Source organism: Stenotrophomonas sp. DDT-1 (assembly GCF_001580555.1).
GTDB lineage: Bacteria > Pseudomonadota > Gammaproteobacteria > Xanthomonadales > Xanthomonadaceae > Stenotrophomonas > Stenotrophomonas sepilia.
Window position 1 is genome coordinate 20,678 of sequence record NZ_LEKR01000012.1, and the last position, 21,840, is coordinate 42,517.

The window sequence follows — 21,840 nt, forward strand, 5'->3', positions numbered from 1 at the left end:
TCGCCGCGCGGGGTGCAGTTCTGGCATCGCGGGTCCTTGTGCCGACGCAAACGAAAACGCCCCCGGGACTTGCGTTCCGAGGGCGTCGTCAGGCCTCGGAGATCGGGGTGGCCGATCTCCGCAGGGCGGGTATCAGGCCGTTGTCAGCTGGTCTTCCTTGCCGAACGCGCGCGCCGGCCGGTCCATGCGCAGGCATGGCAGCAGTTTGGCGATGGCGAAGGAATGCGCGTTCAAGGGAAGTTTCCAGTGGGTGTTGAAACGAGGTGCGCACGATAAACCACGATTTAGTCGCGCGCAACCATTTTGTTGAATTATTTTCTTCGATGTACGTGTCATGCCGGCCAGCGGCCGGCACTACCGGGTCTCATGATTCGGCGCTGGCGGCATCCAGCTGCGCGACATCCTGCACGCTCAGCGATACGTTGGCTGCGGCCAGCAGGTCGTGCAGCTGTTCGACGCTGGTGGCGCTGACGATCGGCGCGGTGATCGACGGCCGCGCGATCTGCCAGGCCAGTGCGATCTGCGCAGCGCTGGCGCTGTGCTTGCTGGCTACGTCATCCAGCGCCTGCAGGATGCGCAGGCCGCGCGGGTTCAGATAGCGCTTCACCACCGTCTCGCCACGCGCCGGGCTCTTGGCTGCATCGGCCGGCGTGCGGTACTTGCCGCTGAGGAAGCCACTGGCCAGCGCGTAGTAGCCGATCACACCGATCTGCTCGCGCTGCACCAGCGGTTCCAGTTCCCTTTCGTAGCCGGCGCGGTCGTACAGGTTGTACTCCGGCTGCAGGGTTTCGTAACGCGGCAACTTGTAGTCGGTGGACACCTTCAGCGCATCGGCCAGGCGCGTGGCGCTGTAGTTGGAAGCACCGATCGCACGCACCTTGCCGGCCTCGATCAGGCGGCCGAACGCAGCCAGTGTGGCTTCCAGCGGCGTCGACTCGTCATCCTCGTGGGCCTGGTACAGATCGATCACGTCGGTCTGCAGCCGGCGCAGCGAATCCTCGACCGCCGCATTGATGTTGTCCGGGGTCAGGCCGGGGCGTTCGGCCCACTTGGCCACCTTGGTTGCCAGCACCACCTTGTCGCGCTTGCCGCTGCGGGCAAGCCACTTGCCGATCAGCGTCTCCGATTCGCCGCCGACATTGCCCGGCACCCAGGCCGAGTACACATCGGCGGTGTCGACCAGGTTGAAGCCGGCATCGACGAAGGCATCGAGCAGGGCGAAGCTGGCCTTCTCATCGGCGCTCCAGCCGAACACGTTGCCACCGAAGGCGAGCGGACGTACATGAAGGCCGGAACGGCCCAGTTCGCGGGTTGCCGTCATGGGCACGGACTCCTTGGGGGAAGTGTTCCAGAATAGAACGCGATGTGTGACCGTGCTGCGGCGACGACCACAAAACAGTGTTCCGCGACGCGCACGCCGCTAACGTTTTGTGAACACCTGGGACGCTGCGACTGCTAGTCTCGCCGCATCTTCCGCTGGAGTCGTCCCGATGATGCCTGCTTCGTCCCTGCGTGGTTGCCGACTGCTGCTTGCTTCGGCCCTGCTTGCTGCTGTTCCCGCGTTCGCCGCACCGGCCACGGTGGCACCGGCGAAGATCGAGGTCTTGCCGGCCATCGACGCGGCGGTAAAGGCGCCCACCCGCGATGCCAACAACGTCAAGCGCGATGGCTTCCGCCATCCGGCGCAGACGCTGTCGTTCTTCAAGGTGGCACCGGAAAAGACCGTCATCGAGATCACCCCCGGCAACGGCTGGTATTCGGAAATCCTGGCGCCGCTGCTGCATGACAAGGGCCATTACGTCGCTGCGGTGGTCGATCCGATGGCGGTGCCCGAAGGCCGTGGCCGTGACTACCAGCAGCGCAGCCGCGACAGCCTGGAAAAGAAGTACGCCGGCGCGCCGGCACAGTTCGGCAAGACCGCCGTGGTGGCCTACGATCCGGCCAAGCCGGTGTTCGGCCCGGCCAATTCAGCCGACGTGGTGCTGACCTTCCGCAACGTGCACAACTGGCGCAAGGCCGGCCAGGCGCAGGGCATGTTCCAGGGCTTCTTCAACGTGCTCAAGCCGGGTGGCGTGCTGGGCGTGGTCGAGCATCGCGCCAAGACCGACGTGGCCGACGACGATGACACCGGCTATGTCGGCCAGCAGCAGGTGATCGCGATGGCCGAGGCCGCCGGTTTCAAGCTGGACGCGCGCAGCGAGGTCAACGCCAACCCGCGCGACACCAAGGACCACCCCAATGGCGTGTGGACGCTGCCTCCGACCAACCAGCACGACAAGGCCGATGATGCGAAGTACCAGGCGATCGGCGAAAGCGACCGCATGACCCTGCGTTTCATCAAGCCGTAAGCCGGCACGCCGTAGCGCCAGCGCGGAGTGCCCCGTAGAGCCGAGCCGATGCTCGGCTCATTGCGCGCAGCGCGACGGAGCACAACAGCAGCCGAGCGTGGGCAATGCCGGCCGTCCTGACCGGCACCCTTCGGACCGTCGCACGCGACGTTGGCAGCGGCTCCTGCCGCTGCCTCCGGTTCTACAGTTGCCTGGGCGCGATGCGTGGGACAATGCCCCACCCGCCGCCCGCCGTGCCTGCAATGCTGATCGCCTTCAACAAGCCCTTCAACGTGCTCTGCCAGTTCACCGACCGCAGCGTGCCGCCGCGGCCGACCCTGGCCGGATTCGGCCTGCCGCCGCGCGTGTATGCCGCCGGCCGCCTGGACCATGACAGCGAGGGCCTGCTGCTGCTGACCGACAACGGCACGCTGGCGCACAAGCTCACCGACCCCAGGCACAAGGCCGACAAGACCTACTGGGTGCAGGTGGAAGGCACGCCCAGTGACGAGCAGCTGCAACAGCTGCGCGATGGCGTTGTGCTCAACGATGGGCCGACCCTGCCGGCGAAGATCGAGCGCCTCGACCCGGCGCCGACGCTGTGGACGCGCGATCCGCCGGTACGCTTCCGCAAGACCGTGCCGGACAGCTGGTTGGCGATCACGATCCGCGAAGGCCGCAACCGCCAGGTGCGGCGGATGACAGCGGCAGTGAACCTGCCGACGTTGCGGCTGGTGCGGGTGTCGATGGGACCGTACCGGCTGGAGGACCTGCAGCCCGGACAGTGGCGGCAGATCGGTTGAAACAGAAAGGGCCGGAGGCCTCGCGGCATCCGGCCCTCATGGAGTGCCTTGGGGTCAGAGCCCTTCCTGTGGAAGGGATCCGACCCCGGCAGGCTCAGGCGTCGCTGCCGATATCGCTGTGCTCGTCCACGACGGTGTCGTTGCGGCGGTCACGCGCGCTGATGCGCTGCGCCTGCCCATTCACCACGTGGCCATTGGCAGCCTTCTTCTTCTGCTGCTTGCGGTACAGCGCATAGCCGAGCAGGCCGACACCCACCGCAGCAGCGGCCACGGCCACTGCGGGATTGCGGCGCACGAACTTGGTGGCGACCTTGCCGCCGGTCTTCACTGCGCCGAGGGCGGCGCCGGTCTTGATCCAATCCGCGTTGCGCAGGCTGCCACCGGCGCTCTTCAGGCCATCGCCGGCGGTGTGGGCCAGCTCCAGGGCGCGCTCCAGAGCGCGGTCGGTGATTACGGTCAGCTTGCTCATGCGGGGGTCCTTTGCCTCGGGTCGAAGTCCAGTGTCGCGCGTTGCCCGTAAACGGTATGTCAGTCGGGGACGCACGTGGTGTGACTCTACCGCAGCCATTCAGGATCAGGCAGGGTCCCAAACCGGTAGCCGGCCGCTGGCCGGCAGTCCCGGAGCACCTTGTGGAATGCATTGCCGGCCAGCGGCCGGCACTACCCGTCAGGTTCCACGCGGCTTGGCGCGGTGCGTGGCTGTCGCGGTCCACGGATCGTCCGGCCACGGATGGCGCGGGTAGCGCCCCTTCATTTCCTTTTTCACTTCGGCGTAGGTGCTTTCCCAGAAGTTGCGCAGGTCCTGGGTGACCTGCAGCGGGCGGCCGCCGGGGGAGAGCAGGTGCAGGGTCAGCGGCACGCGGCCATCGGCGATGCGCGGCGTGTCGGCCAGGCCGAACAGTTCCTGCAGCTTCACCGCCAGTACTGGCGGCAGCGGGTCACCACTCTCGCTGTCCAGCGCATAGGTGATCGGCCGCTCCAGTCCGGACGGCACCGTGATGCGGGTCGGCGCATGACGCTCGACCAGCTGCCGCTGCGACCACTCCAGCGGCGACTTCAGTGCCTCACCGAAGCTGGATTCGTCCAGCGCATCCAGACGGCTCTTGCCGGCAAACGCGGGTTGCAGCCACTGCGCACGGTTGGCCAGCAGCGCCGCGTCGCTGCAGTCGGGCAGGTCCAGCTCCGGCATCCAGCGCCGTAGTGACTCGACGCGCGCCTGCCACTGGCGCAGGCCCTCGGTCCACGGCAGCGCCTGCAGACCGAGTTCAGCCACCGCGTCGGTCAGTGCCTGCGCGGCGTGCTGCGGATCGACCCGGCCGGCCGAGCGGCTGTCCAGCACGATGCGGTCGAAACGGGTCTCGCGCAGCGCCACCAGGGCGCGTCGTTCGCTGTCCCAGCGCACCACGTCTTCAGTGACGAAGCGCTCCGGCCACGCCTTGCGCAGCCGATCCTCGTCCACCGGCGCGGCGCGCAGCAGCAGTGCATCGCGCGCCTCGAAGCGCAGTTCGCTGGCCACCAGCCACGGCTCACCGCGCAGGTCGCTCAGCTCGTGCAGGCGCGCGCTGCGGCCATTGGCCAGCAGGTAGCGCAGAGGATCGCTGGGATGCTGGAAGCCAATCCGGTCAGGGAAGGCGTGCGCGAGCAGGTCGCCCAGCTCATGGGCCTCGATGCTGGCCGGCGGCGTGGCTTCGCAGCGCAGGCGGCGACGCCACTGCTTGGCGGCGGCATCGATCGCGGCCAGCCCGCTGCGGTTGGCATCGCCCGGTGTGCGGCCATTGCGGAACGCGGCCAGTGCGCGCCAGCGGGCCGCCAGCGCGTCGCCGCCCTGGCGCAACGGGTCGCGCGCCTCCAGCAGTGCGGCCAGGTCGGCAGCCAGCGCCTGGGCGCGGGCATCGGGCGCTGCCAGCAGCATCGCCGCCATCCGTGGATGCGTGCCCAGCGCCAGCACACGCCGGCCCAGTTCGGTGATCGCGCCACTGCTGGACAGGGCGCCGAGCCGTTGCAGCAGTTCGCGCGCCGCGCCCATCGGACCCGCCGGGGGCGGATCGAGGAAGCGCAGATCGCTGCTGCCCCAGGCCGCCAGTTCCAGTGCCAGTCCGGCCAGTTCCACCTGGTCGATCTCGGCGCGGCGCTGCGGTTCCAGCCGCTGCGACTGGGGCCACAGCCGCCAGGCCACGCCCTCGGCGACGCGGCCGGCGCGGCCCGCGCGCTGGTCGGCCGATGCCTGCGCGATGGCCACCACATCCAGCCGGGTGAAACCACTGTTGGGGTCGTAGCGCGGTTCGCGTGCCTGGCCGCTGTCGATCACCACGCGCACGCCGGGCAACGTCACCGACGACTCGGCGACGTTGGTGGCCAGCACCACGCGGCGGCGCCCATCGCTGGCCGCCTGCAGTACGCGCGCCTGTTGTTCCACCGGCAGTTCACCGTGCAGCGCCAGGACCTCGACATCGCCATTGAGCGATTCCTGCAGGCCCGCCTGCACCCGTGCGATCTCGCGCTGGCCGGGCAGGAACACCAGCAGGTCACCGGGGTGCTCGACCAGGGCTTGCTGCACAGCGCGCCGCACCTGCAGCTCGAGTGCTTCATCGCGGCGCGCCGGGAAGTGGCTGATCGCCACCGGGTAACTGCGGCCCTCGCTGCTCAGCCGCGGTGCATCGAGGAAGCGTGCCAGCCGCTCGCCGTCCAGCGTGGCCGACATCACCACCAGGCGCAGGTCGTCACGCAGCTGCGCCTGCACGTCCAGCGCCAGCGCCAGCCCGAGGTCGCCACTGAGGTGGCGCTCGTGGAATTCGTCGAACAGGATTGCCCCGACCTCTTCCAGCATCGGGTCGTCCTGCAGCATGCGGGTCAGGATGCCTTCGGTGACGACTTCGATGCGCGTGCGTGACGAGATCCTGTTCTCGAAGCGGATGCGGTAGCCGACCGTGCCGCCGACGTCCTCGCCGAGTTGTCGCGCCATGAACAGCGCCGCGCTGCGTGCGGCCACCCGGCGCGGTTCCAGCAGGATGATCTTGCGGCCCTGCAGCCACGGTGCGTCGAGCAGGGCCAGTGGCACCTGGGTGGTCTTGCCGGCACCGGGCGGGGCCTCCAGCACCAGTCGCGACTGTGCGGCCAGGTGCTGCTGGATCTGCGGCAGCAGCGGGGAAATCGGGAAGAGCGGGGCGGTCATGTGCAAAGGATAAGGGGCCACGGCGGGCGCAGGTACAATGCGCGGGCACTTTTCCCCCACGATGACCATGCACCTGATCGATATCGGCGCCAACCTGACCCACGACTCCTTCGACCGCGACCGCGATGCCGTGCTGGACCGCGCGCGCCAGGCCGGCGTGGTGCAGATGGTCATCACCGGCGCCAGCCGCGAGCACTCGCCGTTGGCGGTGCAGCTGGCCCAGCAGCATCCGGGCTTCCTGTACGCCACCGCCGGCGTGCACCCGCATCACGCGGTGGAGTACACCGAGGAATGCGATGCCGAGATGCGCGCGCTGCACGCCCACCCGGAAGTGGTGGCGGTGGGTGAGTGCGGGTTGGACTACTTCCGTGATTTCTCGCCGCGCCCGGCCCAGCACCGAACGTTCGAGCGCCAGCTGCAGCTGGCGGCAGACAACGGCAAGCCACTGTTCCTGCACCAGCGCGACGCGCACGCCGATTTCATGGCGCAGATGAAGAATTTCGAAGGTCGCATCGGCCCGGCGGTGGTGCATTGCTTCACCGGCGAACGCGATGAGCTGTTCGATTATCTGGACCAGGATTGGTACATCGGCATCACCGGCTGGCTGTGCGACGAGCGCCGTGGCGCGCACCTGCGCGAACTGGTGAAGAACATCCCGGCCAACCGCCTGATGATCGAGACCGACGCGCCGTACCTGCTGCCGCGCACGCTGAAGCCGATGCCGAAGGACCGGCGCAACGAGCCGATGTTCCTGTCGCACATCGTGGAAGAGCTGGCACGTGACCGTGGCGAGGACGTTGCGGTGACCGCGGCCAATGCCACGGCGGCCGCCCGCGCGTTCTTCCGCCTGCCCGACGCGGGTTGATCCGTAGAGCCGAGCCCATGCTCGGCTCGTCGCGCGCAGCGCGACGGACACGGAGAGCAGCCGAGCATGGGCTCGGCTTCTACAAAGCGCTGTCCGGTAGCGCCGGGCCATGCGCGGCGAGCGAAGCGGCAAGGTCCGTCAGGCCTTCACGGTAACTCGGGAAGCGCGGCTGCCACCCCAGCGCTTCACGCGTGCCACGGCTGTCGATGCGCTTGTTGCTCTCGTAGAAGCGCCGCAGCGTCGGGCTCAGTGCCGGGTCATCCCAGGCCACGGCGGGCGGCAGCGCAAACCCACCCAGCTGCGCAGCGAAGGCCAGCACATCCTGTGGCGGTGCCGGTTCGTCGTCGCTGGGCAGGTACAGGCCCTTGTGCGTCGGTCGCTGCATTGCGGCGATGACGACGGTTGCCAGGTCATCCACGTGCAGTCGGTTGAACACCTGGCCCGGGCGAACCACGTGGCGTGCACGGCCCTGCGCCAACTGCACCAGCGCATTGCGACCCGGCCCGTACAGGCCGGGCAGGCGGAACACCGCCGAGGCGATGCCGCGTTGTCCGGCCAGTGCACGCCACTGGGCTTCCGCGAGCAGGCGCTGCACGCCAGCCGCTTCAGTGGCGTCGGCCGCGCTGCGCTCGTCGATCCAACCGCCGGCGCGGTCGGCATACACCGAGGTCGACGACAGATAGCCGACCCAGCGCAATGCCGGGCTGGCCTGCAGCGCGGGCAGCAGCAGGCGCAGTGCCGGGTCCCCTTCAGCATCCGGTGGCACGCTGCACAGCACGGCATCGGCCTGTGCGATCTCATCGAGCAGGGCAGGCGACGGTGGCGTGTCGGCGTGCAGCTGATGCCGCGGCAGGCCATCGTCCGGCGCGAACGAGGGATCGCGCACCGTGCCGGCCACGCCTACGCCGTGCGCCTGCAGCTGCGCGGCCAGCACGCGTCCGCTCCAGCCCAGCCCGAGAATCAGTACCCGCGCGGGCAACGGGCTGGCCTGCAAGGCGGTACTCACGCGACCCGCAGTGCCTGGTAGGCCTGCAGGCTGCTGTAGGCAACCTGCAGCAGCAGGGCTTCCTGATCAGCCCTGCGCGCACGCACCAGCATGTCGCCAACAATCTGTTCGGCCTCCACCTGCTGGCCGGCCTCCAGATCGCGCAGCATCGAGGCCTTCAACGCCGAGCCGGCCTGGGTCAGCGTGCCGCGCGCAGTGTCCTGCGCTGCCTCCGGAACCGGTTCACCGGCGGCTTCGGCGACGGCCAGGCACTCGTCGTAAAGGCCACGTACGATCGCTTCGCCATCATCGGTGGCGACGATGGTGCCGATATCCGCGCGCAGCAGGCAGGTGGCCGCGGCCAGCGCGGTCAGGAATGTGTACTTGATCCACTGTTCCTGGCCGATACGTTCGCTGGCAAGGTGATCAAGGTTGGCCTTCGCGCAGACCGCAGCCAAGGCGCGCACGCGCGCGGAGATCGCGCCGCCGTCGCGCTCGCCGAAGGTGAGCTTGGCCGGCTTGCCCAGATGCAGCACCGCGCCATCGGGCGCCTTGGTGGCGCTGATGAAGCACAGGCCGCCGAGCACCGCGTCGCGGCCAAAGCGCATATCCAGTGCGTTGTAGTGGTGCAGGCCGTTGAGGATCGGCAGCACGGTGGTGTTCGCTCCGACTGCCGGGGCGATGGCATCGATCGAACTGTCCAGGTCGTAGGCCTTGCAGCTGAGGATGACCAGATCGAAGGGCTTCTGCGCGGCCAGTGCGGGCAGTGCATCAGCCGTGACGTGCTGAACCGGGAAACGCGCATCACCCAGTGGGCTGCGGATGACCAGGCCATCATGGTCCAGCTGCGCGGCGCGCGCGGGGCGCACGAGGAAGGTCACGTCCACGCCGGCCTGGGCCAGGCGGCCACCGAAGTAACCGCCGGTGCCGCCGGCGCCGAGGATCAGGATGCGCATTGCACGTTCACCGTTTTCTGGGGGGAATCAGAACTGCGATTGTGCCGGAGATTGCTGGCGAAAAAGAGCCGAGCGTAGGCTCGGCTCTACAGGCTGCTGCATCCACGCATGGCGTGGATCTGGTGTTGCCGGCCAGCGGCCGGCACTACCACGCAGGTCTCAGCTGCGCATGCCCACGCCACGGCGCAGCAGCCACAGGGCCAGCGCCGTCAGCACCACCACGAAACCGATCATCAGGCCGTAGGCCACCGGCAGCGGCACATCGCTGCTGCCCAGCAGGCCATAGCGGAACGCATTGACCATGTAGAAGATCGGGTTCGCGTGCGTGGCCGCTTCGGCCCAGCCTGGCAGCAGCTTCACCGAATAGAACACGCCACCCAGGTAGGTCAGCGGGGTCAGGATGAAGGTCGGCACGATCGCCACGTCGTCGAATTTCTTCGCGTACACCGCATTGATGAAGCCGGCCAGCGAGAAGATCGTTGCGCCCAGCAGCACCGTGGTCAGCGTCACCAGCGGGTGCGGGATGCGCACCGGGGTGAAGAACATGGCGATGATCAGCACGATCACGCCCACCATCAGGCCGCGCAGCACGGCGCCGGCCACGTAGCCCCACAGGATCACCCAGTTCGGCATCGGGCTGACCAGCAGCTCTTCGACGTGGCGGCCGAATTTGGCGCCGAAGAACGAGGAGCTGATGTTGCCGTAGCTGTTCTGGATCACGCTCATCATCACCAGGCCCGGCACGATGAACTGCATGTAGGTGTAGCCGCCCATGTCACCCACGCGCGACCCGATGAGGTTGCCGAAGATCAGGAAGTACAGGGTCATGGTGATCGCCGGCGGCACCAGGGTCTGGCCCCAGATGCGCATGATGCGGGCGACTTCGCGGCGCACGATGGTCATCAGCGCGATGCGGTTGCGCTGGCCGTCGGTCAGCTCGGTGGTGCTCATGCAGGCTTCTCCATGTTGCCGGTGAGGCGCACGAACAGCTCCTCCAGGCGGTTGCTCTTGGTACGCATCGAACGCACGCGGATACCCGCCTCGTTCAGCGTGGCGAACACGCGGTTGAGGTCCATCGCGCGTGGCATGTCGATGTCCAGCGTGTGCGGATCCGGCGCGGTCAGCGTCGCGCCCTCGATCACCGGCAGCTGTGCCGGCAGGTCACCGTCGATGTCCAGCAGGAAGCCTTCCACGTCCAGCTTGGCCAGCAGGGTGCGCATCGGCCCCTGCTCGACGATCTGGCCATGGTTGATGATCGCCAGGTGGCGGCACAGGTACTCGGCCTCTTCCAGGTAGTGGGTGGTGAGGATGATCGTGGTGCCGGCACCGTTGATCTCCTTCAGCACGCGCCACATGTCGCGGCGGATCTCGATGTCCACGCCGGCGGTGGGTTCGTCCAGGATCAGCAGCCGCGGGCGGGTCATCATCGCGCGGGCGATCATCAGCCGGCGCTTCATGCCGCCGGACAGCGTGCGGCTCATCACCTGCGCCTTTTCCCACAGGTGTGCGCGCTTCAGCTCTTCCTCGGCGCGCTTTTCGGCTTCCTCGCGCGGCACGCCGTAGAAACCGGCGTAGTTCACCAGGATGTCGAAGGGCTTCTCGAACAGGTTGAAGTTGATTTCCTGCGGCACCAGGCCGATCAGGCGCATGGTGGCGCTGCGGTTGCGCACCAGGTCGCTGCCGAACACTTCCACCTGGCCCTCGCTGAGGTTGACCAGGGAGCTGATGATGCCGATCAGGGTCGACTTGCCGGCCCCGTTGGGGCCGAGCAGGGCGAAGAAGTCGCCCGGGGCCACTTCCAGGGAAACGCCCTTCAGGGCCTGGGTGCCGTTGTCATAGGTCTTGCGCAGGTCGCGCACGCGCAGGGCGGGCGCCGTATCGTTCTGGGATGCCAAGCTCGAAGCCTTCGCGCCCATGGGCTGGCGCTGGAGAGGGGCGGGGAGGGGCTATTATAGAAGACCCCGAGGGCTTGCCCCGGCTACACACTGTCCCGAAAAGTCGTGCCTGTTCAATTCCCCCTCAAGCTGGTCGGCTGCCGCATGCTGGCCCCGACCGTCGGCCATTACCAGTTCGTGCGTGACGATGGGCAGCCGCTGGATTTCCAGCCCGGCCAGTTCATCCAGGTCCATTTCAGCTACGCCGACGGCACCGAAACCAAGCGCAGCTACTCGCTGGCGACCATCCACGACCATGCGCTGGGCCCGGGCGAGGCGGTGGACATCGCGGTCAGTTTCGTGCCCGGTGGCGCCGCCACGGCCCTGTTCGAGGCACTGGAGCAGGGCAGCCAGATCAGTGCGTCCGGCCCCTATGGCCGGTTCTGCCTGAATCCCGGTGACCACAACGCCCGTTACCTGCTGATCGCCACCGGTACCGGCGTTACCCCGTACCGCTCGATGCTGCCGCTGCTGGAGAAGGCCATGGCCGAACGCGGCGTGCAGATCGTGCTGCTGCAGGGCGCGCGCAGCCCGGGCGAGCTGCTGTACAGCGAAGATTTCTACAGCTTCGCCGAAAAACACGCGAACTTCCGCTATGTTCCGTGCCTGTCGCGTGAACTCCCGGCTGATCCGCACCCGGACGTACAGCACGGCTACGTGCAGCAGGCGCTGGCCGGCTTCACGCCGGACCCGGCCACCGACATCGCCTACCTGTGCGGCAACCCGGACATGGTCGATGCCTGCGCCGAGCTGCTGAAGGCCGCCGGCCTGGGCAACCCGCAGATCCGCCGCGAGAAGTACGTCAGCAGCAAGTAAGTCAGGGTAGTGCCGGCCGCTGGCCGGCAGCCCCACGAACCCTGGTAGTGCCGGCCGCTGGCCGGCAACTCCAAGAACCGGAGGCGGTGCCACACCGCCGCCGGTCGCCTGCCTCAGTACGCGACCCAGGCATCGCGCCAGGCGAAACCGGTGCCCGGGCGATAGGCATCGGCGTTGATGTTGCACCACGCGCCTTCCGGGAACGGGCGGCAGGCATACAGCTTGCCGTCGGTGCCCTTGACCACGGTTTCGCCCGGCGTGTAGCTGCCGATACCGGCCGGATACACGAAGTCGTAGTCGTCACCCGGCGGCGGATCGACCGGATCGACCGGGCCCGGCAGGCGGGTATCGATCTGGAACAGGTTGCCCGGCTTCAGGTAGACGCGGTTCTCGGTGGCCGAGGCGACCGGCGTGATCACGCCGTTCCTCATTACGCCCACACGCGCCTGCTGTGCACTGGCGTTGACCTTGCGGGCCAGCGCCAGCGGCCACTGGTTCGCAGCGGTCTGGCCTGCGGCCAGGGTGATCTCCGGACGCTCCAGATCATTGCCCTGGGCGTTGAACACGCGCAGCGTCAGGGTGGTGCCTTCTTCCAATGCACCGCGGGCGGTGACCGGGCCGGCGTCCTGCCACTGCGGCGGCGGTTCAACGCCACCACCGCCTTCGAAGCGCACATCCGCGCAGGTATAGAACGCTTCACCGGAATCCGAGCGCTGCCAGGTGTTGTAGATGATGTGCTGGCCGCTGCGCTTGGGCAGCGGGCAATCCAGCTTGTAGACGTCGCCGGAGACCGGCACGTTGCCCAGCGTGCAGAATTCCTGCAGGTCGGCCCAGCGCAGCGGGCTGCCCGGCTGCCAGCCGTCGCGGGTGACGTAGAACTTCCACTCGCGGGTAGCATGCGGGGCCGGTGCCTTGAACTCGAAGGTGTAGCGCCCGCGCGAATCGGCGCGGATCGGCGAGGTCGGCCAGTCACTGCGGTTCAGATCCAGGCCGCGGTACTTGCTGTTGCCGCCGCTGCACAACTCGCCATCGGGCACGACGGCCTGGTGGTTGCCATTGGCCTCGGCCTGGTTGATCCCGGCCCAGTCATAGAACGGTTGCGCACCACCGATGGCCTTGGCGGCAGCGCAGGCGGGGTTGGTCGGATTTTCGGGATTGCCCTGGTAACAGGCATAGACACGGCTGGCGGGTTTGGACAGGGTGCCGTGGGCGAACGCGCTGCCAGAGGTGGCAATGCCTGCGATCACAGACAGCGCGAAGACAGTCCGGTGTGACAGATGCATGGAGATCTCCTGTGGGTGGTGAAACCCCGCGAAGTCTCGGCATCCCGCCCGCCCGCATCCATCGGATTACGTTGAAAAAAGCATCGCGTGGTTGCATATGGGAACGGCTTCACACTCACGCGCTGTCGCGTCTCACGCTATGCAGGGAACGGCGCTCTGCCACCGTTCCCTGTACCCGGTCTCAGTATGCAATCCAAGCATCGCGCCATGCACTGCCCACACCGGGGCGATATGCCTCGGCATTGACGTTGCACCACGCACCTTCCGGGAACGGGCGGCAGGCGTACAGCTTGCCGTCGGCACCCTTCACCACGGTCTGGCCGGGGATGTAGCTGCCGATGCCCGCAGGGTACACGTGGTCGAAATCACTGCCCGGTGACGGCGTGCCCGCGTCCGGCACCTGGGTGTCGAGCTGGAAGCGGTTGCCGTCCTTCAGGTACACCCGGTTGTCGGTGGCCGAGGCGGCCGGCGTGATCACGCCGTTGCTGAGCACGCCCACGCGTGCGTGCTGCGCACTGGCGTTGACCTTGCGTGCCAGCACCAGCGGCCACTGTGCGGCGGCAGTCTGGCCGCTGGTCAGCGTGGCTTCCACGCGTTCGACATCATTGCCGTTGGCATTGAACACGCGCAGCGCCAACGTGGTGCCGACCGGCAGCTCGCCGCGCGCGGTGACCGGGCCGGCATCCTGCCACTGCGTTGCCGGTGCCGTTCCGCCGCCGCCCTGGAAGCGCACATCCATGCAGGTATAGAACGCCTCGGTCGAATCCGAGCGCTGCCAGGTGTTGTAGATCACATGCTGGCCGGTGCGCTGCGGCAACGTGCATTGCAGCTTGTAGGTGCCATCGGCCGACAGCGGTGTATTGCCCAGCGTGCAGAACTCCTGCAGGTCGGCCCAGCGCAGCGGGCTGCCCGGCTGCCAGCCTTCGCGGGTGACGAAGAAGCGCCAGTCACGGGTGGCGTGCGGTGCGGTCGCCTTGAACACGAAGGTGAACCTGCCATTGGCATCGGGCTGGATCGGCGTGGTCTGCCAGTCACTGCGGTTCACGTCCAGGCCGCGGAAGGTCGGGTTGTTGCCGCTGCACAGCTTGCCGTCGGGTACCACGGCCTGGTGGTTGCCATTGGCATTGGCCTGGTTGATGCCGTTCCAGTCGTAGAACGCCTGCGAACCGCCGATGGCCTTGGCGGCGGCACAGGCCGGGTTGGTCGGGTTCTCGGGGTTGCCTTGGAAACAGGCGTAGACGCGGCTGACAGGCGTGGTCATGGTGCCGTGGGCGAACGCGTTGCCGGCCAGGCACAGGCCCGCAGCCACGAACGAGGTGGCCAGCAACAGTGGTGTGGATCGGAATGACATGGCGCATCCTTGTGGTCGTCGAAAGGGAACGGTGACCGCAGGCGCTGCGCTGCGCGGCGGACTTCCGGCGGCACCACGGCGAGTATCGAGTCGCGATGCAGGCGACGGAACCATCGAAGTGCCGATCCGTGACTGCGCATGTGAAGCCCTTCCCGCAGGCTTCACGCAGGGCTGAACAGATGCGCTGTATGTCACGTGATCGGCGTGGCATCGATCACGTCATGGAGATCACGCTACGCGGTCCCGGTACCCACCCGATCTGCCTGGCACGAGAAACAGCCATGCGCCGCGTTGTGCAGCTGGACGAACGCCACCGACGGGTCGGCAAACAGTGCATCCAGATGGTCGGCCACCTCGGTGCCCGCACAGACCTGGGCACCGCACATCAGCGCGGCGTGGTCATAGGCACGCATCGAAATCATCCGGCGCTGCACATACGGGGGCACCTCGCCCGGCGTCAGGACGCAACGGGTCACGCCGCGCTGCACGAAGATCGGGCCGGCGGCGCGGTACGGCGAATGCAGCGGCAGGTGGACGTGGGACAGCAGGAGCAGCTCGCTGCCAGGCGCGGGATCGCTCAGGCTGATCCGGCAGGGATGTCCGCCGTTGGCGCCGGCCCAGCGACGCTGGATGCCGAGCGCGGCGAGCGCGCTGTCGCTCATCTCGAACAGGTGCAGGAAGGGGCGATGGTCGATGCCACCGAGGTACCACGTGTGCATGGGCGTCTCCTGGGTCTGCGGCGGATTCTGCGCGTGCGCCGGCGGCCGTGCCCGCCGTTTTCAGACCCCGCATCGCCGTCGGGCCGGGGCACTGGCCCATGGGGCGCTGCGGTCCGCCGCCGATGCCGCCCTGTGCCGGCCGAGGCCGAGGGGCGGGACTGCCTGGTCTGCGCGCCGTTGGCGGCGGATTCGTCATTGCCCATCGCCGTCGGCGCGCTGCCCGTGTAAGTTGGGTCACATCTTCCGCGGCAGCCCGTCGTGGTCGACAGGAACGTCCTCCAGGGGAAACGAGCACGATGCAAAGACACCACCTCGCGCTGGCCGGGATGCTGGCCAGCCTGATGCTTGCCGGGTGCAGCCAGCCGCCGCCGGCCGACGCCGGAAGCGCCAGCGATGCACCCAGCCGCCGCTTCGGCACGATCGACTTCCAGCCCTGCACGCTGTCTACCGAAGGCGCCAGCGCCAACGTGGAGGCGCAGTGCGCCACCCTGCAGGTGCCGGAGGACCGGGCCCAGCCCGGCGGTCGCCGGATCGGCCTGCGTATCGCCTGGCTGGAATCGGGCAGCAGCGGCGCCAGCCAGCCGGACCCGGTGTTCTTCCTGGCCGGCGGCCCCGGCCAGGCGGCCAGCGAGGTGGCGGTCATCGTCGACACTGCACTGCGCCAGGTGCGCAAACAGCGCGACGTGTTCCTGATCGACCAGCGCGGCACCGGCGGCTCCAACCCGCTCAGCTGCCTGGGCGCGGACGGCAAGCCGCTGCAGGTGGAAGAGGATGCCGCGCCTTCCGAGGCAGCGTTGCGCGACTACGCCCAGCGCTGTGCCGCATCGCTGCAGGGGCGTGCCGATGCGCGCTTCTACACCACCACCGAGGCGATCGCCGATCTGGATGCGGTGCGTGCGGCGCTCGGTGTGGACCAGCTCAACCTGGTTGGCGGCTCCTACGGTACCCGCGTGGCCCAGCGCTATGCCGGGGCCTACCCGCAGCACACCCGCAGCATCGTCATCGATGGCGTGGTACCGAACGAGCTGGTGATCGGTGGCGACTTCGCAACCACCTTCGAGGATGCGATCGCCCTGCAGTCGGCGCAGTGCCGCAAGGATGCCGCGTGCAGCAAGCGTTTCCCGACCGATACCCGCGCGCAGCTGCGCAGCGTGGTCGACACCCTGCGCCGTGCACCGGTCTCGGTCGAGTATCGCGACCCGGGTACCAACGCACCCCGGCAGGATGTCCTGACGCCGGACAGCGTGGTCGGCCTTGCCTTCGCCTTCTCCTACGTGCCGCAGTATTCCTCGCTGCTGCCACTGGTGCTGGATGAAGCCGCACAGGGGCGCTATGCCCCGTTGGCATCGCTGGCGCGCGGCGCGAACCGCAGCATGGATTTCCAGATCAACCGCGGCATGCAATGGTCGGTGATCTGCAGCGAGGATGCACCGCGCTACCACGCGCCGGCCGAAGATCCCGAACGCCTGTTCGGCAACGAGGTCGCCAGCGCGTTCTTCGCGGCCTGCCCGGTGTGGCCGCACCGTCCGGCGCCGGCAACCGATGCCGTGCCGCTGCGCAGCGACGTGCCGGCACTGCTGCTGTCCGGTGAGCTGGACCCGGTGACGCCGCCGCGCTACGCCGCACAGGTGCTCAAGGGCCTGCCCAACGGCCGTGCGCTGGTCGCCCGTGGCCAGGGCCACGGCACGTTGACCGCCGGCTGCATGCCGCGGCTGCTCGGACAGTTCATCGACAAGACCGATGCCAAGGCGCTGGATGCCGGCTGCCTGGACACGCTGAGCTACGTGCCGGCGTTCACCTCGTTCAACGGATGGGAACCATGATCGTCGCCGACAACCTGCACAAGGCCTTCGATACCCGCACGGGCCGCATCCAGGCGGTCGCCAACGTCGGCTTCCGCGCCGGGGATGGACAGATCACCGGCCTGCTCGGCCCCAATGGTGCCGGCAAGACCACCACCATGCGCATGCTGTACACACTGATGACGCCCGACCAGGGCAGCATCACTGTCGATGGCATCGATGCGGCGCGCAATCCGGTGGAGGTGCGCCGCCACCTCGGCGTGCTGCCCGATGCGCGTGGCGTCTACAAGCGCCTGACCGCGCGCGAGAACATCGCCTACTTCGGCGAACTGCATGGCCTGTCTGCCGAGCGCATCCGCGAACGCATCGAGGTGCTGTCGCACGCGCTGGACATGGGTGACATCCTCGACCGGCAGACCGATGGCTTCTCGCAGGGCCAGCGCACCAAGACCGCGATTGCCCGCGCGCTGGTGCACGACCCCCGCAACGTCATCCTCGATGAACCGACCAATGGCCTGGACGTGATGACCACGCGCGCGCTGCGCCGCTTCCTGCTGGGCCTGCGCGATGAGGGGCGCTGCGTGATCCTGTCCAGCCACATCATGCAGGAGGTGGGGGCGTTGTGTGACCACATCGTGATCATCGCCAAGGGCACGGTGATGGCTGCCGGCAGCGCCGACGAGCTGCGTGCGCAGGCCGGCGAAGCCAACCTGGAAGATGCGTTCGTGAAACTGATCGGCAGCGAAGAGGGCCTGCACGCATGAGCATGATGTCGACCCTGATGACGGTGATGCGCAAGGAACTGCGCGACCTGTCGCGTGACCGCCGCACGCTGCTGCTGACCCTGCTGTTCGGGCCGCTGTTGTACCCGGTGCTGCTGCTGGGCATGGGCAAGCTGGCCGAGAGCCGGGTGCGTACCCAGATCGAAGAGCCGTTGCAGATCCCGACCATCGGCGCCGAGAACGCGCCGAACCTGGTGCGCTTCCTCGCCGCACAGGGCCTCAATGCGGCACCGGCACCGAAAGACCTGGCCGAGGCCATCCGCACCCAGGACATCGATGTGGCGCTGCGTATCAGCGATGATTTCGGCAAGGACTGGGCCGAGGGCAAGCCGGCGCTGGTGGAGGTGATCAAGGACAGCACGCGTCGCGCGGCCGAAGTACCCAGTGCACGCCTGGAGGCGGCGCTGGCCACTTACAACGGCCAGGTCGGTGCCTTGCGCCTGATGGCACGCGGCATCGACGCGCAAGTGGCACGCCCGCTGGACGTGGCGCGCCAGGACCTGGCCAGTGCCGAGGCCAAGCGCGGCATGATCCTGTCGATGCTGCTGCCGGTATTGCTGACGCTGACCTCGTTCATCGGTGGCGCCTACCTGGTGATGGACGCCACCGCCGGCGAGCGCGAGCGGCAGTCGCTGGAGCCACTGCTGGCCACGCCGGGTTCGCGCAGCGCGATCGTCAGCGGCAAGATCGCCGCCGCCTGCGTAGTCGGTTTCGTGTCGCTGCTGCTGACCCTGGTCGCGTTCAAGGTGAGCGCGCAGATCGCGCCCGGCAACATCGGCCGCCAGTTCAACATGAACGTCGGCTCGATGCTGCAGATGCTGCTGGTGATGTTGCCGATGCTGCTGATCGGCACCTCGCTGCTGACCTTCCTGTCGGCCGCGGCCAAGAGCATGAAGGAAGCGCAGAGCCACATGACCTGGCTGATGCTGCTGCCGATGCTGCCCGGCTACGCACTGGTGGCCTATCCGCTGAAGAGCGAGCTGTGGCAGTACGCCGTGCCGTTCCTGTCGCAGAACCAGATGCTGCTGAAAGTGATCCGCCACGAGATCATCACCCCGGCGGTCTGGGCGATCTACCTCGGCGCCAGCCTCGGCCTGGCCGCCGTGCTGTGGTTCGCGGCGGTGCGCCGCTATCACAACGAACGCCTGGCCATCTCTGGCTGACTGCAACCGGTAGCGCCAGGCCATGCCTGGCGGATGGGGAACGAGGCCCGGTCATTCCGGGCCTCGTTGTTCTCAGGTTCGCGTCGCCTGCCAAGCGGCGAAGCGCTGGGCGATCACCGGTGCCAGTCGGTCAAAGTTTTCCCAGGTATCGGCGACGTGGTACAGCGAAGGAAGATCGTCTGCCAGCAATTCGATGTAGTCATCGGGATACAGGCAGTCATCCGCTTGGTAGTACTCCAGCGTGAATGCGTTCGCCTCATCGTTGATCATTTCGTCAAGGAACTTGCCATCACACACCAGCAGGAACTGACCGGGTGTCATAGCACGCCGGGTCAAGGATTCCAGCTCCTCCTGCATGTCGTCGGCCAGTTCTTCGCCTGCCATACCCCGCAGTAGGAGCCATGCCACGTACATGCCGATATGCGTTGCACCGGCCTCGGGCGGAAGCTCGGCAGGAAAATCACCGTCGGAATGCCAGCTGGCGTCGTCGTACTTCATCTGTTCCCCTCCCGAAATCAGCAAGCAGCTTAGGTCGCAAGAAAGGATAGAGGGAGTGCTGGATACGTCAGCCCACCCTGTACCGCGCAGGCGTCACCCCCATCTCGCGCTTGAACACGGTGATGAACGCGCTCGGGGTGTCGTAGCCCATCGACAGCGCAACGCTGATCACCGGCTCGCCGGCCAGCAGGCGTGGCAGCGACAGCAGCACGCGCAGGCGCTGCCGCCAATGGCCCAGGGTCATGCCTGTTTCGGCCTGCCACCGGCGGGCGAGGCTGCGGCCGGACAGTCCGGTGGCGGCTGCCCACGCTTCGACGCTGCGCAGGTCGTCCGGCGACCGTGCCAGCGCCGCCGCGATCCGCCGCAACCGTCGATCCTGCGGTTGTGGCAAGGCAAGCGGCAAAGGCGTGCTGGCGGCGATCTCATCGGTGATCACGCCGGCCAGGCGTGCCTGCGCGGCGTCCAGCGCCTGATGTGGCCAACTCAGTGCGCGCATCATCGCCGCCTGCAACAGCACGTTCGGCTGGAAGATGCGCGGAACGGCGGGCAGCTCCAGACAGGCTTCGGCGTTGAAGTACAGGCTCCAGCCATCGAATGCCTCTGCCCCTACCAGGGCGTGAGGCAGCAAGGGCGGTATCCAGGCAACGTGCCCCGCCGGCAGCAACCAGTGCAGATCGCCGGCCTCGATCCGCAGCAGGCCGTGGTGGGCACCCAGCACTTGGCCGCGCACGTGCTGGTGGCGTGCGGTGCGGCGCCGTCCCGGCACCCGCAGCTGTGAGGCCAGGACGAGGGGACCGCCTTCGGCGTTCGCCAAAGCGGGGTCAATCAACGCGGGTGATGTCTGATCTGCCATATCCAATGGCAGTTATACGGCAGAAGTGCCGCTGGCTGGGCGGCACACTGGGCTCCCGATCCCACCGGAGCATCACCCATGCAGCCACACGACATCCTTCCCGACCATCAGAACGAGGTGCAGGTGAACGGCCTCACCGTGCGCAAGGGCAGCGTCGGCGCCTTCCTCGCCAGCGTCCGTGACTGGCAGGACCCCGCCAGCGATGACGCCACCCGCGCCACCGCCGAAGCCGACCTGCGTGCGCTACTGCCGGGCCTGCATGCGCTGGGCCTGTTCCAGGTGCTGGCCGCGCGTGATCCGGCACTGCAACGCCTGATCGACAGCCTCTCCTGAAACGAACACGGCCCGGACATGCCGGGCCGTGTGGTCATTGCGGGGCGGAAACGACTTAATCCCCTCCGTCCCCTTTTCGTGGTCAGCTGCCGCCCGGGGCGAACACCAGGGTGCGGCGGGTGGTGACCGGTGCGCTGACCGGCTCGAAGCGCCAGCGCTTGACCGCGTTCATGGCCTCGCGATCGAAGACGCGCGACGGCGTTGCGCGCAGCACACGGGCGTTGGTCACCGAACCGTCGGTGCCGACGGTGATCTCCACCAGCACCTCGCCGGAGGTGCCTGCACGCAGCGCCTCGGACGGATAGCGCGGCGCCGGGGTGCTGACCGGGCGCAGGTTCGGCGCCGCAGCGGCCGCCGGTGCTGCGGCCTGGCGTGCGGCGCTGGCCTGCTGGGCGGCAGCCTGCTGCTGCTTCTGCTCGGCTTCGCGGCGGGCCGCAGCCTGGCGCTCGGCTTCCTGGCGCTCATTGTCGCGGCGGGCGGCGTCCTGCTGGGCAGCGATCTGCTTGGCCGCGTCGGCTTCCTTGGCACGCTGCTCGGCCAGGCGCTGCTGTTCGGTCTGCTGCTTGCTGCGGTCCTCGGCGTCCTTCTTCGCCTTCTCGGCTTCGGCCTCGGTGCGCTTGGCCGCGTTCTGCACGCCCTTGGCCAGGCCGTCCTTCAGGCGTGGCAGGGCCGGCGCGGACGCATCCACCTTCTCGATCAGTGCCACCAGGCGCTGCGCTTCGGTGTAGTCCTCGCGGCCCAGGTGCTGCTCGGCGGCGATCAGGGTGTACGGCAGCAGATCGGTCAGTGCGCTCTTCACCGAGGCGTCGTCCGGCGTCTTGTCGCGCAGGGCAAGGTAGTACTCGATGGCGTTGTCGCCGGCCGGCGCGTACATGCGGTTCTCGCGCAGGGCCTGGCTGGCCGACTCACGCAGCTGCTCGGTGCCCATCGACTGCACCTTGGCGGCAACCACCGGTGCGGCCGGTGCAGCGGCGGTGGGTGCGGCGGCCGGGGCCGGTGCGGCGGTTTCCTCCTTGCCCGAGCAGGCAGCCAGTGCCAGTGCCAGGGCAACCGGCAGCCACCGGCGCGCGGCGGTGATCGTTGAGACGTGCGACATCCTGCTCCCCTCTAGAAGACGACGTGACGTAAATCATTGATATGCATGGCCGGGACCTGCGGTCCGGGCGCGGCAGGGTGACGTTTCCCGACGCCACCGCCG

21 protein-coding genes are annotated in these 21,840 nt (G+C 67.9%); 8 read left to right on the plus strand and 13 right to left on the minus strand.

From position 1 onward, the window contains the following. Nucleotides 1–364: 364 nt before the first annotated feature. Nucleotides 365–1,321, minus strand: a complete 957-nt coding sequence (locus AB839_RS08365; RefSeq protein ID WP_061478982.1) for an aldo/keto reductase — start codon at nucleotides 1,319–1,321, stop codon at nucleotides 365–367. A gap of 169 nt (nucleotides 1,322–1,490) precedes the next feature. On the opposite strand from AB839_RS08365, the gene AB839_RS08370 reads away from it, so the two are divergent. Together AB839_RS08370 and AB839_RS08375 are read left to right on the plus strand one after the other, a co-directional pair. Beyond that, nucleotides 1,491–2,348, plus strand: coding sequence for a class I SAM-dependent methyltransferase (locus AB839_RS08370; protein ID WP_061478983.1), 858 nt, complete (start codon nucleotides 1,491–1,493; stop codon nucleotides 2,346–2,348). A gap of 242 nt (nucleotides 2,349–2,590) precedes the next feature. Continuing rightward, complete coding sequence (locus AB839_RS08375; RefSeq protein WP_061478984.1) at nucleotides 2,591–3,130, plus strand: pseudouridine synthase; 540 nt, start codon at nucleotides 2,591–2,593, stop codon at nucleotides 3,128–3,130. A 94-nt stretch (nucleotides 3,131–3,224) separates the two neighbouring features. On the opposite strand, the gene AB839_RS08380 is transcribed toward AB839_RS08375, so the two are convergent. Both AB839_RS08380 and hrpB read right to left on the minus strand, forming a co-directional pair. Continuing rightward, nucleotides 3,225–3,599 (minus strand): hypothetical protein, encoded by a 375-nt coding sequence (locus AB839_RS08380; RefSeq protein WP_061478985.1) that lies wholly within the window; start codon nucleotides 3,597–3,599, stop codon nucleotides 3,225–3,227. 198 nt (nucleotides 3,600–3,797) lie between these two features. Further along, on the minus strand, nucleotides 3,798–6,302 hold the full coding sequence (gene hrpB, locus AB839_RS08385) for an ATP-dependent helicase HrpB (RefSeq protein ID WP_061478986.1): 2,505 nt from the start codon (nucleotides 6,300–6,302) through the stop codon (nucleotides 3,798–3,800). Between the two features lie 67 nt (nucleotides 6,303–6,369). On the opposite strand from hrpB, the gene AB839_RS08390 reads away from it, so the two are divergent. Further along, nucleotides 6,370–7,167: a TatD family hydrolase gene (locus tag AB839_RS08390; RefSeq protein WP_061479042.1), complete on the plus strand. Its 798-nt coding sequence runs from the start codon at nucleotides 6,370–6,372 to the stop codon at nucleotides 7,165–7,167. A gap of 79 nt (nucleotides 7,168–7,246) precedes the next feature. On the opposite strand, the gene AB839_RS08395 is transcribed toward AB839_RS08390, so the two are convergent. The 4 genes from AB839_RS08395 to AB839_RS08410 form a co-directional block, all read right to left on the minus strand. Beyond that, nucleotides 7,247–8,173 (minus strand): NAD-dependent epimerase/dehydratase family protein, encoded by a 927-nt coding sequence (locus tag AB839_RS08395; RefSeq protein ID WP_061478987.1) that lies wholly within the window; start codon nucleotides 8,171–8,173, stop codon nucleotides 7,247–7,249. After that, nucleotides 8,170–9,108, minus strand: coding sequence for a 2-dehydropantoate 2-reductase (gene panE / locus AB839_RS08400; RefSeq protein WP_061478988.1), 939 nt, complete (start codon nucleotides 9,106–9,108; stop codon nucleotides 8,170–8,172). The genes AB839_RS08395 and panE overlap by 4 nt, the downstream gene beginning before the upstream one ends. A gap of 159 nt (nucleotides 9,109–9,267) precedes the next feature. Next, nucleotides 9,268–10,059 (minus strand): ABC transporter permease, encoded by a 792-nt coding sequence (locus AB839_RS08405; RefSeq protein ID WP_061478989.1) that lies wholly within the window; start codon nucleotides 10,057–10,059, stop codon nucleotides 9,268–9,270. Beyond that, nucleotides 10,056–11,024: an ABC transporter ATP-binding protein gene (locus AB839_RS08410; RefSeq protein WP_061478990.1), complete on the minus strand. Its 969-nt coding sequence runs from the start codon at nucleotides 11,022–11,024 to the stop codon at nucleotides 10,056–10,058. Before AB839_RS08410 ends, AB839_RS08405 begins: the two co-directional genes overlap by 4 nt. Before the next feature lie 84 nt (nucleotides 11,025–11,108). Here AB839_RS08410 and AB839_RS08415 point away from each other — a divergent pair, with 84 nt between their 5' ends. Then, a complete protein-coding gene (locus AB839_RS08415; RefSeq protein WP_072168039.1) occupies nucleotides 11,109–11,858 on the plus strand; it encodes a ferredoxin--NADP reductase in 750 nt (249 codons plus the stop codon). 113 nt (nucleotides 11,859–11,971) lie between these two features. Here AB839_RS08415 and AB839_RS08420 read toward each other — a convergent pair whose 3' ends face one another. From AB839_RS08420 to AB839_RS08430, 3 genes are all read right to left on the minus strand, one after another. Beyond that, complete coding sequence (locus tag AB839_RS08420) at nucleotides 11,972–13,141, minus strand: lytic polysaccharide monooxygenase (RefSeq protein ID WP_061478991.1); 1,170 nt, start codon at nucleotides 13,139–13,141, stop codon at nucleotides 11,972–11,974. 181 nt (nucleotides 13,142–13,322) lie between these two features. Next, nucleotides 13,323–14,492 carry a lytic polysaccharide monooxygenase gene (locus tag AB839_RS08425; RefSeq protein ID WP_061478992.1) on the minus strand — a complete coding sequence of 390 codons (1,170 nt, stop codon included), beginning with the start codon at nucleotides 14,490–14,492 and terminating at the stop codon, nucleotides 13,323–13,325. 233 nt (nucleotides 14,493–14,725) lie between these two features. After that, nucleotides 14,726–15,211 carry a DUF1203 domain-containing protein gene (locus AB839_RS08430; protein WP_061478993.1) on the minus strand — a complete coding sequence of 162 codons (486 nt, stop codon included), beginning with the start codon at nucleotides 15,209–15,211 and terminating at the stop codon, nucleotides 14,726–14,728. Nucleotides 15,212–15,507: 296 nt separating this feature from the next. Between AB839_RS08430 and AB839_RS08435 the strand changes: the two genes are divergently transcribed. Genes AB839_RS08435 through AB839_RS08445 form a run of 3 tightly spaced genes read left to right on the plus strand, consistent with a single transcriptional unit; the run spans nucleotide 15,508 to nucleotide 18,958 of the window. Beyond that, a complete protein-coding gene (locus tag AB839_RS08435) occupies nucleotides 15,508–17,034 on the plus strand; it encodes an alpha/beta hydrolase (protein ID WP_061478994.1) in 1,527 nt (508 codons plus the stop codon). Then, nucleotides 17,031–17,777 carry an ATP-binding cassette domain-containing protein gene (locus AB839_RS08440; protein ID WP_061478995.1) on the plus strand — a complete coding sequence of 249 codons (747 nt, stop codon included), beginning with the start codon at nucleotides 17,031–17,033 and terminating at the stop codon, nucleotides 17,775–17,777. Before AB839_RS08435 ends, AB839_RS08440 begins: the two co-directional genes overlap by 4 nt. Beyond that, complete coding sequence (locus AB839_RS08445) at nucleotides 17,774–18,958, plus strand: ABC transporter permease (RefSeq protein WP_053496786.1); 1,185 nt, start codon at nucleotides 17,774–17,776, stop codon at nucleotides 18,956–18,958. Before AB839_RS08440 ends, AB839_RS08445 begins: the two co-directional genes overlap by 4 nt. A 72-nt stretch (nucleotides 18,959–19,030) precedes the next feature. Here the strand turns inward: AB839_RS08445 and AB839_RS08450 are convergent, their stop codons facing one another. Together AB839_RS08450 and AB839_RS08455 are read right to left on the minus strand one after the other, a co-directional pair. After that, a complete protein-coding gene (locus tag AB839_RS08450) occupies nucleotides 19,031–19,456 on the minus strand; it encodes a hypothetical protein (RefSeq protein ID WP_061478996.1) in 426 nt (141 codons plus the stop codon). A gap of 67 nt (nucleotides 19,457–19,523) precedes the next feature. After that, nucleotides 19,524–20,309, minus strand: coding sequence for a helix-turn-helix transcriptional regulator (locus AB839_RS08455; RefSeq protein ID WP_061478997.1), 786 nt, complete (start codon nucleotides 20,307–20,309; stop codon nucleotides 19,524–19,526). 78 nt (nucleotides 20,310–20,387) lie between these two features. Between AB839_RS08455 and AB839_RS08460 the strand changes: the two genes are divergently transcribed. Continuing rightward, nucleotides 20,388–20,642: a hypothetical protein gene (locus tag AB839_RS08460; protein ID WP_061478998.1), complete on the plus strand. Its 255-nt coding sequence runs from the start codon at nucleotides 20,388–20,390 to the stop codon at nucleotides 20,640–20,642. Nucleotides 20,643–20,724: 82 nt separating this feature from the next. On the opposite strand, the gene AB839_RS08465 is transcribed toward AB839_RS08460, so the two are convergent. Continuing rightward, nucleotides 20,725–21,738, minus strand: a complete 1,014-nt coding sequence (locus tag AB839_RS08465) for an energy transducer TonB (RefSeq protein ID WP_061478999.1) — start codon at nucleotides 21,736–21,738, stop codon at nucleotides 20,725–20,727. Nucleotides 21,739–21,840: the final 102 nt, after the last annotated feature.

Excerpts from the sequence above, each read along its gene's own strand:
- AB839_RS08450 (WP_061478996.1), bottom strand. The coding sequence starts at position 19,456 with ATGAAGTACGACGACGCCAGCTGGCATTCCGACGGTGATTTTCCTGCC.
- AB839_RS08435 (WP_061478994.1), top strand. The coding sequence starts at position 15,508 with ATGCAAAGACACCACCTCGCGCTGGCCGGGATGCTGGCCAGCCTGATG.
- AB839_RS08445 (WP_053496786.1), top strand. The coding sequence starts at position 17,774 with ATGAGCATGATGTCGACCCTGATGACGGTGATGCGCAAGGAACTGCGC.
- AB839_RS08440 (WP_061478995.1), top strand. The coding sequence starts at position 17,031 with ATGATCGTCGCCGACAACCTGCACAAGGCCTTCGATACCCGCACGGGC.
- hrpB (WP_061478986.1), bottom strand. The coding sequence starts at position 6,302 with ATGACCGCCCCGCTCTTCCCGATTTCCCCGCTGCTGCCGCAGATCCAG.
- AB839_RS08390 (WP_061479042.1), top strand. The coding sequence starts at position 6,370 with ATGCACCTGATCGATATCGGCGCCAACCTGACCCACGACTCCTTCGAC.
- AB839_RS08370 (WP_061478983.1), top strand. The coding sequence starts at position 1,491 with ATGATGCCTGCTTCGTCCCTGCGTGGTTGCCGACTGCTGCTTGCTTCG.
- AB839_RS08430 (WP_061478993.1), bottom strand. The coding sequence starts at position 15,211 with ATGCACACGTGGTACCTCGGTGGCATCGACCATCGCCCCTTCCTGCAC.
- AB839_RS08380 (WP_061478985.1), bottom strand. The coding sequence starts at position 3,599 with ATGAGCAAGCTGACCGTAATCACCGACCGCGCTCTGGAGCGCGCCCTG.
- AB839_RS08455 (WP_061478997.1), bottom strand. The coding sequence starts at position 20,309 with ATGGCAGATCAGACATCACCCGCGTTGATTGACCCCGCTTTGGCGAAC.
- AB839_RS08375 (WP_061478984.1), top strand. The coding sequence starts at position 2,591 with ATGCTGATCGCCTTCAACAAGCCCTTCAACGTGCTCTGCCAGTTCACC.
- AB839_RS08365 (WP_061478982.1), bottom strand. The coding sequence starts at position 1,321 with ATGACGGCAACCCGCGAACTGGGCCGTTCCGGCCTTCATGTACGTCCG.
- AB839_RS08460 (WP_061478998.1), top strand. The coding sequence starts at position 20,388 with ATGCAGCCACACGACATCCTTCCCGACCATCAGAACGAGGTGCAGGTG.
- AB839_RS08410 (WP_061478990.1), bottom strand. The coding sequence starts at position 11,024 with ATGGGCGCGAAGGCTTCGAGCTTGGCATCCCAGAACGATACGGCGCCC.
- AB839_RS08465 (WP_061478999.1), bottom strand. The coding sequence starts at position 21,738 with ATGTCGCACGTCTCAACGATCACCGCCGCGCGCCGGTGGCTGCCGGTT.
- panE (WP_061478988.1), bottom strand. The coding sequence starts at position 9,108 with ATGCGCATCCTGATCCTCGGCGCCGGCGGCACCGGCGGTTACTTCGGT.
- AB839_RS08420 (WP_061478991.1), bottom strand. The coding sequence starts at position 13,141 with ATGCATCTGTCACACCGGACTGTCTTCGCGCTGTCTGTGATCGCAGGC.
- AB839_RS08425 (WP_061478992.1), bottom strand. The coding sequence starts at position 14,492 with ATGTCATTCCGATCCACACCACTGTTGCTGGCCACCTCGTTCGTGGCT.
- AB839_RS08405 (WP_061478989.1), bottom strand. The coding sequence starts at position 10,059 with ATGAGCACCACCGAGCTGACCGACGGCCAGCGCAACCGCATCGCGCTG.